15 protein-coding genes and 1 pseudogene are annotated in these 15,510 nt (G+C 62.3%); 11 read left to right on the forward strand and 5 right to left on the reverse strand.

Going from position 1 to position 15,510, the window contains the following annotated elements; genetic code table 11:
* Nucleotides 1–66 precede the first annotated feature (66 nt).
* From H4V99_RS09240 to H4V99_RS09255, 4 genes are all read left to right on the forward strand, one after another.
* Nucleotides 67–225 (forward strand): hypothetical protein, encoded by a 159-nt coding sequence (locus H4V99_RS09240; RefSeq protein WP_280677589.1) that lies wholly within the window; start codon nt 67–69, stop codon nt 223–225.
* Entirely contained in the window at nt 225–1,367 is a 1,143-nt protein-coding gene (nagA, locus tag H4V99_RS09245; protein ID WP_280677591.1) for an N-acetylglucosamine-6-phosphate deacetylase, read from the forward strand. Before H4V99_RS09240 ends, nagA begins: the two co-directional genes overlap by 1 nt.
* A 121-nt stretch (nt 1,368–1,488) precedes the next feature.
* Nucleotides 1,489–1,737 (forward strand): type II toxin-antitoxin system Phd/YefM family antitoxin, encoded by a 249-nt coding sequence (locus H4V99_RS09250; RefSeq protein ID WP_280677593.1) that lies wholly within the window; start codon nt 1,489–1,491, stop codon nt 1,735–1,737.
* A complete protein-coding gene (locus tag H4V99_RS09255; protein ID WP_280677596.1) occupies nt 1,738–1,998 on the forward strand; it encodes a type II toxin-antitoxin system RelE/ParE family toxin in 261 nt (86 codons plus the stop codon).
* 296 nt (nt 1,999–2,294) lie between these two features.
* On the opposite strand, the gene H4V99_RS09260 is transcribed toward H4V99_RS09255, so the two are convergent.
* Complete coding sequence (locus tag H4V99_RS09260; protein ID WP_280677598.1) at nt 2,295–3,965, reverse strand: thiamine pyrophosphate-binding protein; 1,671 nt, start codon at nt 3,963–3,965, stop codon at nt 2,295–2,297.
* A 291-nt stretch (nt 3,966–4,256) separates the two neighbouring features.
* Between H4V99_RS09260 and H4V99_RS09265 the strand changes: the two genes are divergently transcribed.
* From H4V99_RS09265 to H4V99_RS09275, 3 genes are all read left to right on the forward strand, one after another.
* Nucleotides 4,257–5,051 (forward strand): cyclase family protein, encoded by a 795-nt coding sequence (locus H4V99_RS09265; protein ID WP_280677600.1) that lies wholly within the window; start codon nt 4,257–4,259, stop codon nt 5,049–5,051.
* An 889-nt stretch (nt 5,052–5,940) separates the two neighbouring features.
* Nucleotides 5,941–6,564 carry a LysM peptidoglycan-binding domain-containing protein gene (locus H4V99_RS09270; protein WP_280677602.1) on the forward strand — a complete coding sequence of 208 codons (624 nt, stop codon included), beginning with the start codon at nt 5,941–5,943 and terminating at the stop codon, nt 6,562–6,564.
* A gap of 214 nt (nt 6,565–6,778) precedes the next feature.
* Entirely contained in the window at nt 6,779–7,366 is a 588-nt protein-coding gene (locus tag H4V99_RS09275) for an NUDIX domain-containing protein (RefSeq protein WP_280677604.1), read from the forward strand.
* A gap of 120 nt (nt 7,367–7,486) precedes the next feature.
* Here the strand turns inward: H4V99_RS09275 and H4V99_RS09280 are convergent, their stop codons facing one another.
* A complete protein-coding gene (locus tag H4V99_RS09280) occupies nt 7,487–7,891 on the reverse strand; it encodes a GntR family transcriptional regulator (protein ID WP_280677606.1) in 405 nt (134 codons plus the stop codon).
* Nucleotides 7,888–8,835: a hypothetical protein gene (locus tag H4V99_RS09285; RefSeq protein WP_280677608.1), complete on the reverse strand. Its 948-nt coding sequence runs from the start codon at nt 8,833–8,835 to the stop codon at nt 7,888–7,890. Before H4V99_RS09285 ends, H4V99_RS09280 begins: the two co-directional genes overlap by 4 nt.
* Before the next feature lie 180 nt (nt 8,836–9,015).
* Here H4V99_RS09285 and H4V99_RS09290 point away from each other — a divergent pair, with 180 nt between their 5' ends.
* Nucleotides 9,016–9,792 carry a GNAT family N-acetyltransferase gene (locus tag H4V99_RS09290; RefSeq protein WP_280677611.1) on the forward strand — a complete coding sequence of 259 codons (777 nt, stop codon included), beginning with the start codon at nt 9,016–9,018 and terminating at the stop codon, nt 9,790–9,792.
* Between the two features lie 188 nt (nt 9,793–9,980).
* Nucleotides 9,981–10,445 carry a cytidine deaminase gene (locus tag H4V99_RS09295; protein WP_280677613.1) on the forward strand — a complete coding sequence of 155 codons (465 nt, stop codon included), beginning with the start codon at nt 9,981–9,983 and terminating at the stop codon, nt 10,443–10,445.
* 478 nt (nt 10,446–10,923) lie between these two features.
* Here H4V99_RS09295 and H4V99_RS09300 read toward each other — a convergent pair whose 3' ends face one another.
* Nucleotides 10,924–11,436, reverse strand: a complete 513-nt coding sequence (locus H4V99_RS09300) for an amidase family protein (RefSeq protein WP_280677615.1) — start codon at nt 11,434–11,436, stop codon at nt 10,924–10,926.
* A gap of 13 nt (nt 11,437–11,449) precedes the next feature.
* Between H4V99_RS09300 and H4V99_RS09305 the strand changes: the two are divergent.
* A pseudogene (locus H4V99_RS09305) lies at nt 11,450–12,648 on the forward strand (IS3 family transposase).
* Here the strand turns inward: H4V99_RS09305 and H4V99_RS09310 are convergent.
* On the reverse strand, nt 12,584–13,582 hold the full coding sequence (locus H4V99_RS09310; protein ID WP_280677617.1) for an amidase: 999 nt from the start codon (nt 13,580–13,582) through the stop codon (nt 12,584–12,586). The pseudogene H4V99_RS09305 and the gene H4V99_RS09310 sit on opposite strands and share 65 nt — an antisense overlap.
* 233 nt (nt 13,583–13,815) lie before the next feature.
* On the opposite strand from H4V99_RS09310, the gene H4V99_RS09315 reads away from it, so the two are divergent.
* The gene (locus H4V99_RS09315) at nt 13,816–15,099 is read left to right on the forward strand and encodes a Fic family protein (RefSeq protein ID WP_280677619.1); all 1,284 of its coding nucleotides are present in this window, start codon (nt 13,816–13,818) and stop codon (nt 15,097–15,099) included.
* Nucleotides 15,100–15,510 lie beyond the last annotated feature (411 nt).

A 15,510-nucleotide genomic window follows, 5' to 3' on the forward strand; every position in this document is an offset into this window, starting at 1 on the left:
GCGCTGTCTCTTCAGAAGTGGCTAATCTGGCACTACCAATGACGACGGTAGAGAGAGTACACAATTGTGGATGCAACAACAGGTGGTCACGAGAAGTACCCGCGCCTGGCCGTCGCCGACCCAGAGCAAGCCGGGGCGCGCGACCGCGCTGCAGCATCTGCGCTGAACCTCACTTACTACTCCCAATTTGTCGTCAATAATCGGCCAGACTGGCAGCGGTCCTAGTGCCAGCTCACGATCTCGTCATTCATAACGTCACCGCAGTCGATGCCGACGGGGTGACACCCGGCGCCTGGGTGCAGGTTGTCGACGGAAAGATTGCCGCGCGCGGGGTCGGCATCGGCTGGCCACGGTCTGCTGAGGTGCACGACGGTGGTGGCGGGTATCTCACCCCCGGGTTCATCGATATCCACATGCATGGTGGGGGCGGGCACAGCAATGAGGATGGCCCGACGGCGATTCTCGCTGCCCTCGCGGCCCATCATCGCCACGGCACCACTCGAGCAGTGACCAGCCTCGTGGCAGCTCCACTCGAAGCTTTGGAGAGCGCCCTGGATTCGGTCGCCACGCTGACCACTCAAAACCCACTGCTGCTCGGAAGCCATCTCGAGGGACCATTCCTCGCCCCGGAACGAAAGGGTGCCCATAACTCCGACCATTTTCGTGACCCTCAGCCGGAGGCGGTGCAACGACTGCTCACGGCTGCGGCAGGCACGCTGAGCCAGATCACACTGGACCCCGCCCGCCCCGAATCACCAGGGGCAATCCGTGCGTTCTGCGAGGCGGAGGTGGTTGTCGCGGTCGGTCACACCGATATTGGTTACGCCGAATCGCGGCGCGCTTTTGATTCCGGGGCCAGCATCCTCACCCATAGCTTCAACGCGATGCGCGGCATCCATCACCGAGAACCCGGTCCGGTCGTCGCCGCGATCGACTCGGACGGGGTGTTCCTTGAGCTGATCCTCGACGGTGAGCACGTGCATCCGAGCATGGCCGCACTGCTGTTTACGGCAGCTCCCGGTCGAGTCGTGCTAATCACTGACGCGATGGCCGCCGCTGGGGTCCCTGACGGTCAATACCGGCTGGGAGATCTCGACGTCACCGTCGACCATCGACGGGCCGTTCTCACCGGTTCATCCGTGCTCGCCGGATCGACGCTCACGCTCGACAGCGCCCTCCGAGCCGGCATTGCCGCTGGTATCGAACCACAGGCCGTGGTCGGCGCCCTTACCCTCTCTCCTGCCCGCGCCCTCAGACTCGATCGCCGCCTCGGCCGACTCACCCCGGGGTACGAAGCTGATCTCGTGACCTTCGACCAGGCCTGGCAGGTGCAGACCGTGCGGGCCGAGGGCAAGAGTCTGATCTGACACAACCGCATCTCGCTCGGGGTCCCTCCAACTGCCTCGGCAAGGTTCGTCCACTGCTCGTAGGCAAGCCGTGACGTCTGAGCACCTGTACATCTAAATGATCAGAATGTACGCTCGAACTATGTCTACCGTCACCGTTACCGCTGCCCGGAGTATCCTCCCAGAGCTCATCGTGCGTGCGCGGAAGGAAGCTATCTTCCTCGAGCGACGAGGCACCGTAGAAGCAGTCGTCGTCAGTCCGGCACAATACGAGCGGATGATGGATGCGCTGGAAGATGCTCAGGACGTAGCAGCTTTCGACGAGGCCATGGCTGAAGAGGGCGAGAACATTCCCTGGGCGCAGGTCAAAGCCGATCTCGGCTGGAGCTGAGTGAGCACGTACCGGATCGAGGTCCGGCCGGCTGCGCTCAAGGCACTGCGCAGCATCCACCCCACAGAGCAGGCGCGCATCCGAGGGGCGATCGCCCTCCTCGGCGAGGATCCCCGCCCGCCAGGTGCGAAAGCCCTGCAAGGACGCCCCGGATTCCGGGTGCGCGTCGGCAACTACCGCATCATCTACACCCTCGACGAGGGTGTGCTCCTCGTTGTCGTCGTAACGCTCGGCCACCGCAGCGACGTCTACGACGTGTAGCAGGCTCGACGTGGGCTTGGCGCGCATCCTCGGCCAGCCGCCCGATCTTCGACTGACACGGTTCTTGACTGATACGGCTGCCAGGTGTTGACGGAGCTAAACAGAATCGGTCGTCACCGTCTCGCCGGTTTTCAGGCTGCGCGCGGTGGGTCCCACTTAGATTGCCCTCGTGGGTACGACTAACGCTGCCACCGTCAGCACGGTTACCCATCGCGCAGACCACAACATTTTCACCTGCTGCAGTACGACAGGTCCCGGCACGACGTACCTATCGAGCGATGCCCAGCGCGGGCCGGTCAGGCCACCCGGGCTGAGTGCGCGGCGAATGCCTCGGAGAGCCACCACGACCCACCGTCATCGGCGATCTTCGCATCGATAACGAGCGGCCGATCACGAGGCCCGCTCAGCCAATACCGCACTGCGGACAGATCGGCAACACCTCGGACAGTGAGCCCCTCGGCGCCGAAACCACGCGCGAGTGCGGCGAAATCCGTGTCGGGGAAAGTGACGGTGGTCAGATCTTTTTCGGAGCCGAAATGATGCACCTCGGCACCATAAGCCGCGTCGTTGTAGACGATGACCACCAGGGGAAGACGGAGCCGCACAGCCGTTTCGAGTTCGGCGATCCCCATCAGAAACCCGCCGTCACCGGTCCCCAGAACGGGCAGCCTATCGGGCCGGGCGAGGGCTGAACCGATCGCTGTGAACAAACCAAGACCAATCGATTGGAATGCTTGAGTGAAACAGAAACCGAATTCGTCCGGCACGCTGAGGTGGGTGCTGGGATACCCCATAAAGTTGCCCGAGTCCACCGAGACTATTCGCTCCGCTGGCAGCAGGTCATCGAGCGTGATGCTCAACAAGCGAGGGTCAATTCGGTCGGTGCTGGAAATATCGTCGACGGGCACATCCTGCCAACGGGAACGCTCTGCGATGAGGGCCGCGTTCAACTCGGTTCGGTACTTCTCCGCGGCTGGATAGGACTGGAGCTGCTTCAAGACCTCCCGCGCTGTGGCGGCACTGTCACCCACCACACCCAGACTGATCGGACGGTTCGCGCCGAGGGCAGCGATGTCGACATCGACTTGAACGACGTCGGTATGTTCAGAGATCAGCGCTCCATGACGCATGGTCCACTGATTCAGGGCGCAGCCCCAACCAACAATCAGGTCAGCTCCTTGGATCAGTTCTGCCGTGAGCGGTGAGGAAAAGCCCCCGGAGATTCCCAGCGAAAACGGTTCCCCGACAAACAGACCATTGGCCACCGCGGAGGTCGCCACCAGCGCACCGGCGTGCTGGGCAAGCAGCAGAATCTCGTCTCGTGCCAGACGCGCTCCGCGACCAGCCACAAAGACCGGACGTTTTGCGGCGACTAGTAGCGCAAGGAGGTCCCGCACGGCCGCCTCGGACGGCAGCACCGGAGAGGGCGGCGCTAGTGCTCCGACAAACGGCACAACCACTTCTGAGGATCCGTGTGGCGCCTCGGCCGTCTGCACATCCAGGGAAAGGTTGAGAACAACAGTGCGGCGTTCGTCCACGGCTGTGCGGTAGGCGCGCACTGTGTCGGCAATCGCCGTCTCGGCGGAGTGCACGCGCGCTGCCAGAGCACCCACGCTTCGGGCGAGCGCATCCTGGTCGATGTTGAAGTTCGATCGCAGGTCTCCTTCAGCCGTGTCAGCAGCGACCACGATGAGCGGGGTGCGACTTTTCACGGCCTCGGTAATTCCGGTGACGGCATTCGTCAAACCACATCCTTGATGCAGGGTGACCACGGCGACCGTACCCGACATGCGGGAGTAGGCATCCGCCATAGTTGCTGCACCTGCTTCGTGGCGCGCCGAGACGAACGGCACCCCGTTCTTCCGCAGGGCGTTGGTGACCTCGAAATTTCCACTGCCGACGACCCCGAATGCCTGTCCAACACCCAGCTGTGCGAGCGTTTGGCCGACCAGTTCTGCAATGTTCACTGAATTCCTCTCGAAACGGTGGTAATTCTGAGGACCTGAGCGAGTGGATGCCGACCCAGTCCTTCAACGTTCACTCGGAACCTTTTTAGTTTCTCATATCGACCGACACTCGCCCGAGAGTAGGCGCACAGGCGTGTGTTTTCAGCGCAATCTCTCTGCTGTGAGCGACGCAGTCGACGGGTCTTCCGACAATTTGACACCGAGACGGGCGGCTGAGACGATCAGGTTCGGCCGCTCAATCCTGCGGTCTTCTTGTGAAGACTTACGCTCAACGATGAGGAGCCCCGGCATATGAACGCTCTGGCGGAAACGTCCACTCTGTCCGATTTGGCCCGGGCAATTCAGAATGATGCGATCGAGATTATCGACCTCACGACTCCGCTGAGCTCGGCAACGCCCTCGCTTCGTTTACCGGCCCCGTTCGTCAATCTCATCGACTTCAGCCTTGAGGAGGTCAGCGCCTACAACGAACCCGGTCCGTATTGGCGCCACAACAACATCCATACCGGGGAGCATGTCGGCACCCACATCGATGCCCCGATCCACTGGATCTCCGGTAGGGACAATCACGACGTCTCCGAAATTCCACTGAAGAAACTCATCGGGTCAGCGTCGGTTATTGACCTCAGTGAGGAAGCGGCACACAACCCAGATTTCTTGCTGGAGATAGCCCATGTGCAGGCTTGGGAAGCGTTACACGGAAAACTTGCCGAGAATTCATGGCTTCTATTCCGCACCGGCTGGGATCAGTATTCCTCGGACGAAGCAAAATTCTTGAACACCGATGAGTCGGGTTCGCACACACCGGGAGTATCGGTCGAATGCGCCCAGTGGCTAGCTGATGAAACGAAGATCTCCGGATTCGGCGTGGAAACCGTGGGAATTGATGCTGGCGGTGCCGGCGGCATGGACCCGGCCTTCCCCATGCACTATTTTCTTCTTGGTAAGAATAAATACGGCCTCACCTCACTGCAAAACCTCGCAGCGCTTCCCCCCGTCGGAAGCATGATCATCGTCAGCCCACTTCCGATTGTCGGCGGCACCGGCAGCCCGACGAGAGTGCTCGCACTCGTAAACCGGTCTTAATTCGCTGACCTGATTCGAGGTTTGTGACGCTGGGGGCCAAGCCGTGTATGCCGTGCTCGTTGCCGGGCCGTTTTTAGTGGCTGCGGTTCTCGCGGTCGGGATTGCAACTGAATTTATCCGTCGTCACCAGACGCTCATTCGAGTTGCTATCGCTGTCGCTGGTCTATTTGGCGTGGCCACTCTGGCGCTCTACGCAGTGCATCTCACTGCCTGACCGCACACTGCGGCCTTGCTCTCGTTTGTGGACACGGGTCAGCGGCACAGTGAACTTCTGCCTGGTGTGCTGAGTGTTGTCTCTCGGTCAATCAGAGGACCGAGCGCCGATTGCAGGGGCCCTCGATCCAGCGATGACCTCGAGGGCTGCACGCGTCTTGTTACGCGAGACTCGGCGGAAGAAGAACTCGGTTTCTAATGTTGCGAAGAGCCTCTCGGCGATGGCATCATCCCCGCAGGTTCCGGCTAATCGGAGTCAAGTCTCTGGCTAACGATCTATTGACGGTCAGCAGCTGATCCTCGTTCTGCGTTCTCGTTCTCGGCTGCGGACGCGCGGATATCGCCGGCCAAGACATCACCTCCGGCCGTCCGCCGGTCCGTGCATGGGTCGCCGGCCTGGACAACCACGGTGCCGGCCAGGCCAAGTGGCGAAGCCGGGCGCATCGCTGTTAGGTTCTCAGGCATGGGGACACTTTTTACAGTGAGACGTTGGGGAATGGGCACGGCAGTGCTGCTGGTGCTAGGTGTGGCCCTCACGGGCTGCACAGGTAATGACATTTCGGCGAAGTTGGCACCGAGCAGTCCCCCACCGAGTGCTTCACCATCGGCGCCTGGCTCGCCCGCACCAACTCCGGAGGTAATTCTGCCGAGCCTGTCAGATCTCCCAGCCGACACCGTGATCGCCAGCGGTTCTTTTGTGCAGCGCGACGCGCGCGTCTCGGGGCTGGTCGAGGTACGCACCACAGGATTCACTGGGACGACGCTCCACCTCAGCAATATTGACTTCGATCCAGTCGCCGAAACGACTCTCAGCATCAGCCCGCTGGATTCCGACGCGTCGACCTATTCCCTGCAGTCTGCGTTGGGCTACTCCGGCTATGTCACCGTGTCCCCCGGTGATTTGGTCGTTCCTCTACCGAACATAGGCGATCAGTACACATCCGATCCGAGCTGGCTCAGAACTGTCATCATCTGGCAGTCCAGCAGCCTAAACCCGTGGGACCGCCCCCTCGGCGTTGCAACTCTGGAGTGGACACTGCCCGACATGTGTCCGGGCCTGATTGTCAAGGACGCAGGACCGAGATCGGGAGTCAACGGGGACGTTACTCTCGCTTCTGACGGCTCACCTTCCACATATCAGGTCGCCCCGAATGATTCCTTGTCGTCGATAGCCGCGCGTTTCGGGGTCAATATCGCCGACCTCGTCTGGCTGAGTCCACGCCGAGGTGGCGAAGATAAAGAAGCGCAAGCGGAAGAGACCCTCAATCTAAGCCGAGACGAGCGCGGCAAACAGCGTTGATGAGCACGTCGCGAATTGCTGGAATAAAGCCCCCAGTGTCGTCGTAAGCGTTCCGCCACTGGTACTGCAGCATCCCGCTGACCGACCGACCGGCCGGCACCACGGAACGGGCCAATCGCATCTGAGAGCAGCGGACGCACGTTGCACCCGGTCCGCCGCCCGGTATCCCTTGGGTGAATGAGCCCACATGCAGGTGTCTCAGTAGGGTGGGATCATGGTCAACGCTGCACATGTCTTCCGGGTCATCCCTGCAGATTTGATAGACACTCTCAACGCATGGACACCCCTTGGGCACGATCAGAGCGCGCTTCGTGATAAGTACGTCTCCTTCGTCGGTGCCTCTTCGGGATCTGCGCTGGATCGCGACGGCGGTGCGGAGCATGTGACGGCGAGCTGTTTCGTCTTCACCCCCGATCTGGCCCAGGTCCTGCTCTGCTTCCATAAGAAGGGTCAATTCTGGGTTCAGCTTGGCGGCCACGTTGAGGCAACGGACATATCGGTTGCGTCGGCGGCACTCCGCGAAGCCCGTGAGGAAGGTGGCATCAACGACATCCGCCCAGTCGGCGCCATCCTCGATGTCGACCGGCACACCCTGGGTGTCGGCTTTACACGGTGCAGCGTTCACTGGGACATCGGCTTCGGCGCAATCGCGAGGACAGACCTAGCCCCATCCATCAGCGTTGAGAGCGAGGATGTCGCGTGGTGGCCAGTCACGGAATTGCCCGACAACGTGCCTGTGAACTTTGGGCACCGCCTGCGGAGGATCCTTGACGAAATCAGGCACCAAAGCGATGTCGAGTAGCCATGCCCACGATCGGCCAGTGCCGTCCGACGACGACCGCGAGTGCACCGACGATAGTGGTCATGGCCAACGTCAGAGGGTTAATCGTCATGACGTCTGGGAACTGCGCGGTCATGCTCGTCAGTTGGTCTTGGTGAGAGGCGAAGTCATGACGCTGTGCAGCGCTGCGGATGCGGCGGTGAGGTCGTAGCCCAGTGAGTGGGCGAGGGCTGCATACTTTTTCGCAGCATCGTTCAAGACAGCGGGGCGGTCCGGGCTGGCAAGGCCTTGAGCGCTTTGCTCGTTCTGCGGGGCGATGGTGGTGCCTTTTTTGCCGTTGGTTGTGACGGTGCCTTCGCGTTCGAGTTCTTTATAGGCGCGGGCGACGGCCCCATTGGAAAGTCCCAAGTGGCCGGCGAGTTGCCGGATGGGTGGCAGTTGCGTTCCTGGAGGCAAAGAACCGGTGAGAACGAAGCCGGTGATCTGGCTTCTGATCTGTTCGTACTGCGGAGTGGGGCTTCGCGTATCAACCTTGACCTCGATCATTGGTTGGAGCCGTTCCACGTTCCGGCGGGAAGCGGGGCCTCTGGGTGAGAGGTTCCGGCGTCTGAGTGCTCAGTCCGACGATATCTGGTTGATCGCTTCGGCTGTAGCCACACGGGCTGCAGTACGGCGTAAGCGCATGCTGCGATCCCGATGACGATGAGTGCGAGCCCCACGACAGACGTGATTGTGACGAGGTTTTCGTTGACTGCGGAGGAGCGCCGCGCCACCTCGAGGGTTGCGATCTGTACGGCGGGCAGGATGGCGCCAAGGAGCACTGCTTGGCCGCCGATTGATGCAAAGGCGATGCGCCGGAAGCAGAGAGCACGGATCATGCCGTCAACCTCCGGCGAGGTACCCGCTGCGGACTGCCTCCGCCCGATCATCCCCCAGCCGACCACCGCGAGGAGGACAAGAAAGGCGGACACACTTGCCGTGATGATGAGAGCACGGGTAGTGATGTCGGGGAGCCCGAAGGGGTTCATGAGATTGAGATAAGTTGCTGTGTTCCCGGCACGAGCCGTGAACACAGCGAGCATCACTAGGGACAAGACCGTGGTGATTGCCGCCAGACCGAGGGACAGCCGTAAGACTCGTTTTGTTCCGAGTCCTGGGGTGCTACTTGCCGGGGTGAGACCGGCGCGGCGTTGTTCGCTTCCCCCCAGGCGCGTGGCTGCCCCGACGATGACTGCGACCGCGTAACCGACCATCGACAGGTAGAAGTCGAGATCGCTGATCACAAATGCGATGGCGAACAAGACGATCACGGCGCTGCTGGCGGAATTGATGTGTTGCAGGGCGGCTCGCGCGGCGATCACTGCCGACTCGGGCGCGGCCGGCTGCCGAGCTCGAAGCCACGACGCTACCCGCCCCATGGGCGGCCTGACGATCAGGGGGACCGCTGCGAGGAGCACCGTTACCGCAGCGAGAAAGACGAGTATCGGCATAAAACCCTCCGTACCTATGTATCGAGACATAGGTACGTTAGCACGAAGGTGCTCAAAGCCCGCGATCGGGTGAAATCAAATGTGCGGACTGCCGCGGCCCACAGACGTCCCGCAGGGGTCGACTAGCGAACCACTGTAAGGGCTGCGAGGCCTGGCCAGTCACGGTGAGATGCTGGTTCTGTGGAATCGAACAAGAGCACCGATAGGCAAGCCGTTGTCATCCGTCCCTACGGTGATGCGGATGCCGCAGCCACTCTGACAATATTCCTTGCTGCGGTGACGGAAACCGCTGCCGCTGACTTCTCACCGGAGCAGATTCAGGCGTGGGCTCGGCCAGAGGAGCGAGATCTGTCCACCTGGCATGCGGCGATGCAGAAACGGAACAGTTTCGTGGCGACTGTCGATGGCGCACCCGTAGGCTTCTCCGACGTCAACCCTGCGGGGTACATCGACATGATGTTCGTCGCCCCGCAACACCAGCGACAAGGGGTAGCGCGACAGCTGATCGGCTACGCAGAGGCGCACGCGCGTCAGGCACAGCTGGCAGAGCTAACAGCCGACGTCAGCATCACAGCCCGCCCGTTCTTCGAGCGTTACGGGTTTACCGTCGAGGCAGAACAACACCCGGTGAAAGCTGGCGTGCAGCTGACCAACTACAAGATGAAAAGGAACCTACTCGGCCCTGAGGTGCGCCTCAGCGGACAGCTCGTTTGCCGCACCGAGGACCAGGCGGCCACTGTGCGGAATAACCTGTTACTGCATCTTTCCCTGACCCGCGCTGAATCGGGATGCCATTCCTTTAGCGTCACCACAACGAACCATCTGCTGATCTGGCAGGTCGACGAGTGCTTCGAGAACGCCACCGCCTTCGACGCTCACCAGGAACGGGCCGCCAGTAGCGCTTGGGGTCTCGCCACCTCAGGAATCGAACGCCGCTACTCTGTGACCGGACGGTAGCCACTCGCCCGTCTCAACCCTTAACCTGCACCGCGCCTTACGCTCGTCCGGGTCAGCGTTCCCATGTAACACTCGACGAGCCCCACCAGTGGACGGCGACTTTCGCGCTCGACCTGCGTCACTGACCGTCCGGCTTGCGGCCACAGTGGGCAGCGGTTGGATCCGTTTCGATCCGTAGGATTACCCTCATGCTCCCAAACACTGAACTCGCAGTGCCGACAGCCGAAGACATTGAACTCTTTGAGCTCGCAAAAGAGGTCATCGACGCGAACACGGATGCCGGGCCCGATGAAGATGGCGCACACACGATGGGCGCGGCAGTTCGAGACGCAGACGGCCGCATGTTCGCCGGGGTAAATCTGTTCCACTTCACCGGCGGTCCGTGCGCCGAATTAATTGCACTTGGTGTGGCGCGCGCACAGGGCGCGCGCGAAATCACGACAATCGTCGCTGTTGGCAATCACGGGCGCGGTGTTATCGGCCCGTGCGGGCGTGACAGGCAGGTGCTTTTCGACTACTATCCGGGCATCAGGGTGCTTCTTCCGACTATGGAGGGCGTTCGCGTCGCCACCATTGAGACCCTGATGCCGTTTGCCGCAGAGTGGACCATAGAGGGCGGCACTCAGCAGTTCGACGAGAAGCGTTTTCGCTGAGGCCGAGCGCAATGGAATGACATTCCTATGTCGTCCTGAGGTGATCCGCAATGCTCTCGAACACGCCAGTCTGGGCATCGTTCCCAGCCGCCTGCCTCTCTCGTAGAGCGCGCAGACGAAGCTAAGAGGGTGTCACCTGAACGATTTCGCCTGTGGCCGGGTCGATGACATCGACCACGGGTTCCGCGTTGCCGGCTCGTGAAGACACCGTCGCCTCGCGCTCCGCAACTTCCGCCGAAAGATCTGTTCCCGTGGCATCCGGTTGCACTTCCACCCAAAACGCCGCAGCCTCGTCCAAGCGCCCGCACCCAGGAAGGTGATAGCTGTTATCTCGAAAACGGAAAGCGGCCAGGAGGGTCGTCGTGAAAGATGACGGTCACGTCGGCGATGTAGCGGGACAACTGGCCTTAGATAGATGCATTACGGCCGCTGACCGTCACCTGAGGGCTACGCGTACTGAGTCATGCGGCTGGGGAGCCTAGGCCTGCAATTCGGGCTCTGCTGGCTCACTCGCGAAACCGGGAGCAACCCGCGGCCACGGCCGGATTCGTTCAAGCTGCAGGGCGAGGCTGAGGATCAATGCCTCGCCTGCGGCGTTCGGATGCCGCGGGGCTACGATCTGCACGCCGAGCGGCACGCCGTCGACCGTGTGCCAGCCCGCAGGAACGCTTGCCGCGGGCCAGTCAAGCAGGTTCCAGGTGGACTGGTACGGCGCATAGCGGATGTTCGACGCAAGGTTCGCAAACCAGCTGCGCTTGGACCATAAGCCAGCCTCCGGCCCGGACTGGGCGAGGGTCGGGGTGAGGAGCACGTCATAGTCATCGAAGAAGCGCGTGATCGTGGTCCGGGAGCGGTCTACCGGTCCCGAACGCAGAAGGCCCAGACGGCTGGCGAACCGGCCGAGGCGGGCATGGGTGCGGGTGCGCGGGTTCAGCAGGGCCGTGTCCAGGCCTCGGGCATCGGCCTGGCCCTGACCCCGTTGAGTGGACACCTCACAAGAGAGAATGTTCGCTATGGCAAGATCACGTCGGGACTTCACCCCTGAGTACAAAGACGAGGCCGTGAAGCTGGTTCTCACCACCGGCAGGGCTGTCGCAACTGTCGCGCGCGAACTCGGAATCAACGAGGCCACGCTGGGCCGCTGGGTGAGCGCGTTCAAGGCCCGCAACGAGACCGGGCAAACCGAGGTGACCGAGTCTGAACGGGCCGAGCTGCTGCGGCTACGCAAGGAAAACGCGGACCTGAAGATGGACAGGGCGTTCTTGAAAAAAGCGTCCATCTTCTTCGCCCAGGAAGCATCGGATACGAACGGCAAGCGTTCGAACTGATGCTGGCGGAGAAGACCAACTTCACCATCACCCGCATGGTCCGCCTCCTCGAGGTGTCCCGGTCCGGCTACTACGCCTGGGCTGGCCGGGCACCGTCGCCAGCGTCGCTTCGGCGGGTGCACATTGAGCAGAAAGTCGCGTTCTTCCACGGCGATTCCGACGAGGTCTACGGCGCACCCAGGATCCTCGCCGATCTCCGCGCGGACGGGGAGATCATCTCCCGCAAGACCGTCGCGGCGACCATGCGTCGACTGGGATTGGTGGGGATCTGTCCGAAGAAATGGAAGACGACGACCATCATCGATCACGCTGACGCCTACCCAGTCGACGCCGTGAAACGCCAGTGGGACACCGGGGCGCTGAACCAGGTCTGGGTCGGCGATGTCACCTACCTGAGGACCTGGGAGGGGTGGGTGTATTTGGCGACCGTCATCGACGCCCACAGCCGCCGCGTCATCGGGTGGGCCATCGCGGACCACATGCGCACCGACCTCATCCAGGACGCCCTCACGATGGCCATAGTGCTCCGCGGAGAGCGCCCGGCGACGGTGATCTTCCACTCGGACCGCGGCACCCAGTACGCGTCAGAGCAGATCACTCTCTTCGCCGCCAAGAATGGCATCACCCGGTCGATGGGATACACCGGGATTTGCTGGGACAATGCCATGGCCGAGAGCTTCTTCGCGACCCTGAAAACCGAGTTCTACTACCGCCGAGTCTGGCCCACCCGAGCCCGCGCGATCCGCGGCGTCGCGGACTGGATCGAGGACCGCTACAACCGCCGCCGCCGGCACTCCTCGATCGGGCACGTCACGCCAGTGGACTTCGAGATGCAATACTCGTCACAGGCCGCTGAGATCCAACTCGCCGCCTAACCCGTGTCCACTCTCCGGGGTCAAGGCCAGCCGCGGTCCCCGCGAACCAGCGGGCGAGCAGCGGAAGCGGGTTCGGGTCGTACGGAAACGTGGTCTCGGTCACAATGTGGCCGGCTGCGCGGAGCGCTTCTGCTGTCTCCTCGAGGCCTCGCCGCCACTCGGGGTCGAGCTTCACCAGCGCTGAGGGCTCCCCCGCGGCGATAGCAATGCGGAGCGGATGCAGTGGCTCCACCGGGTTGGCAAGCTCCGGCCTGTCCGACATGACCGAGAGCAGAAGGGCGGCGTCTGCGACGGTCGTTGCCAGAGGTCCGTTCTCGCTCAGGCCACCCCACGAATCAAAGCCGATGTTCTGGGGCACGACGCCACCCCCAGGCTTCAGCCCGAAGAGCCCGCAGTTGCCCGCCGGACCGCGGATGGAGCCCATGCCGTCATTTCCGTGTGCGAGGGGAACGATACCCGCCGCGACGGCGGCCGCCGACCCGCCGGAGGATCCGCCGGGCGTGCGATCGGTGTTCCACGGGTTGCGGCTAATGCCGAAGACAGAGTCGGTCGTTCCGAAAACGCAGAGCTCCGGCACCCTTGTCAGGCCGATGATGATCGCCCCGGCGGCCCGAAGCCGCGCGACGACCTCGTGGTCGGTATTCTGTGTTTCACCACTGGTTGCCGCAGAGCCGTCGCGCTGCGGCTCCCCCGCCACGGGGATGTTGTCTTTAATGGCGATGGGCACCCCGGCGAGCGCCAGCGATGCCAGATCGCCGCCGGCATCCAAGGCCGCAGCCTCTGCGAGCGCCTTCTCTGCTCGAACGACCTGAAAGGCGCCGAGCCGGGGGTCATGGAGCTTTATTCGGTGCAGGGCAGCTGTCGTAGCCTCAACGGCGGTGAGGTTTCCAGAGCGAACGGCAGCAGCCAGCTCCACAGCAGTGGGGAGATTCATCCCGCAATCCTAGTAGGCAGTGACGCAACAGGACTCACGATGACAGTAGCGGAACCTACTGAAGCCTTCCGTGTCAGGATCGTCAAGTCTTCCGTTCCGGAGCTGTCCCTTCATGCCCGCGTGCGTGCCGCAACGAATGGTGTCGCCACAAACGGAAGCGCCAGCAGGCCAAATCACCTTTATAATTACTAAAGTAAATATACTCACTCAGTCACTGACGTTAGGAGCGACTCATGCCCCACTACGTTGACCTGCTCTGGAACCCGGAAGACGCTGCGCACCTGGGTCGCAAGGACCGGGCGCCGGGCCACTATCGAGCTTACGTTCCCGACGCGCTCGGAACCCAGGTGCCAGAACTCGGCCGGGAAGCACAGCAGGCGGCAGAGGATGCGCTGGCGACACTCGCGCGCGCAGATGAGCGCATCGGCGCCCGCGGGGGGTATCTCAACCACCTACTGATTCGCTCCGAGAGCATCTCGTCGTCGTGGATCGAGGGGAACAGCGTCACCCCGAAGAAGCTTGCCATCGCCGAGCTCCTTCAGCAGGGCACGCGCGTTGTAGTGGACGTCGTTGCGAACGTGCGCGCTACTGAAGAGGCGATCGCTGAGCTTGCTGATCGCGATCGTGCCGTCACCACGGCCGACATCGAGCGCGTGCAGCACATCATCGAACCCGCGCTCAAGCTCGGGCTGAGAACTGAGCAGAACTGGGTGGGCGGGCCGGGCTGGAGCCCGCTCCGTGCAGACTTCGTCCCTCCGCCGGAGACTGAGGTGCCGCGCCTGGTCGATGATCTGTGCCGATTCGTGAGCGCAACAGCGGGGAATCCCATAGCGCGGGCGGCTATCGCTCATGCCCAGTTCGAGACAATCCACCCGTTCATCGACGGAAACGGTCGCACCGGACGTGCACTCATCCACACCGTGCTCCGCCGAACGGATGCGCTGCGGAACACGCTGATCCCGATCAGTACCGTGTTTGCCGGCAACAAGGATGCGTACCTCGAGGGATTGACGGCCTTCCGAGCCGAACCCTCTCGTCTGGACGAATGGATCATTGGCTTCGCCCACGCTGCTGCGCTGGCTGCTGCCAACGCTGTGCAATTGTCTAGCGATATCGAGGAACTTGATCAGGCCGTCCGTGAGGACCTCAGCCACTACCGTAAGCAGCACCAAATCTCACCGGCCATTCCGCGCAGTGACGCCGTGATTCTGCGCATTCTGGACACGCTGGCCAGCGAGCCTGTACTGACCATCGATACTGTCGCTGCACGGCACAGAGTGTCCAAAGCAGCTGCGTATCGCGCGCTGGTGCAGCTCGCCGACGCGGGCATCCTGGGGCGCAACAAGGACCAGAAGGGACGACTGATCTGCTGGAGCGCTGACCGCCACCTCGCCCTCGTGAGCTTGACCGAACGCAGCAACCGCGTCGGAGTAGGTGACACCGGCCGCGGTAAGCCCCGACTGGGACCGCCGGGGCCAGCCATCGACCAGATTGGTGTGCTGCGCCCACGACATTGAGCCCACACGATCCATACTCGGAGTCTCAGCTGCTCGCGCCGCCGCGCCCTGGCTGGCGCAGGCCGCGAACAATCAGGAACTCGCTGTATTCCTCAAGCAGCGACCCATCGGCATGGTTGCTCTCAGAGGGCGTGAGTTCCCAATTCTTCGCGAAGTCAAGACAGAATCCTGGCTCGGCTTTGACCATCACGGGAAAGGACTGGGGACAAAAGCTCGGACCGCTCTCTTGCACCTCGCCTCAATGGCCGACCAGTCACCTCCGACCGACTGCGTCTGACGCGTGAGGCGTGGGACACGAGGCCGCGTCTCAAGGTGACGATGGCTGGACTCGCGCCCTGCCTGCCGTTCTTCGGTGTGAAACCGGGCCAACGAACCTAGACAATCCGTCAGGACGGTGACGGCGACGTGCTG

Origin of the sequence: Cryobacterium sp. CG_9.6 (assembly GCF_029893365.1) — a bacterium.
GTDB lineage: Bacteria > Actinomycetota > Actinomycetes > Actinomycetales > Microbacteriaceae > Cryobacterium.

Excerpts from the sequence above, each read along its gene's own strand:
- H4V99_RS09250 (WP_280677593.1), top strand. The coding sequence starts at position 1,489 with ATGTCTACCGTCACCGTTACCGCTGCCCGGAGTATCCTCCCAGAGCTC.
- H4V99_RS09265 (WP_280677600.1), top strand. The coding sequence starts at position 4,257 with ATGAACGCTCTGGCGGAAACGTCCACTCTGTCCGATTTGGCCCGGGCA.
- H4V99_RS09275 (WP_280677604.1), top strand. The coding sequence starts at position 6,779 with ATGGTCAACGCTGCACATGTCTTCCGGGTCATCCCTGCAGATTTGATA.
- H4V99_RS09280 (WP_280677606.1), bottom strand. The coding sequence starts at position 7,891 with ATGATCGAGGTCAAGGTTGATACGCGAAGCCCCACTCCGCAGTACGAA.
- H4V99_RS09285 (WP_280677608.1), bottom strand. The coding sequence starts at position 8,835 with ATGCCGATACTCGTCTTTCTCGCTGCGGTAACGGTGCTCCTCGCAGCG.
- H4V99_RS09295 (WP_280677613.1), top strand. The coding sequence starts at position 9,981 with ATGCTCCCAAACACTGAACTCGCAGTGCCGACAGCCGAAGACATTGAA.
- H4V99_RS09310 (WP_280677617.1), bottom strand. The coding sequence starts at position 13,582 with ATGAATCTCCCCACTGCTGTGGAGCTGGCTGCTGCCGTTCGCTCTGGA.
- H4V99_RS09315 (WP_280677619.1), top strand. The coding sequence starts at position 13,816 with ATGCCCCACTACGTTGACCTGCTCTGGAACCCGGAAGACGCTGCGCAC.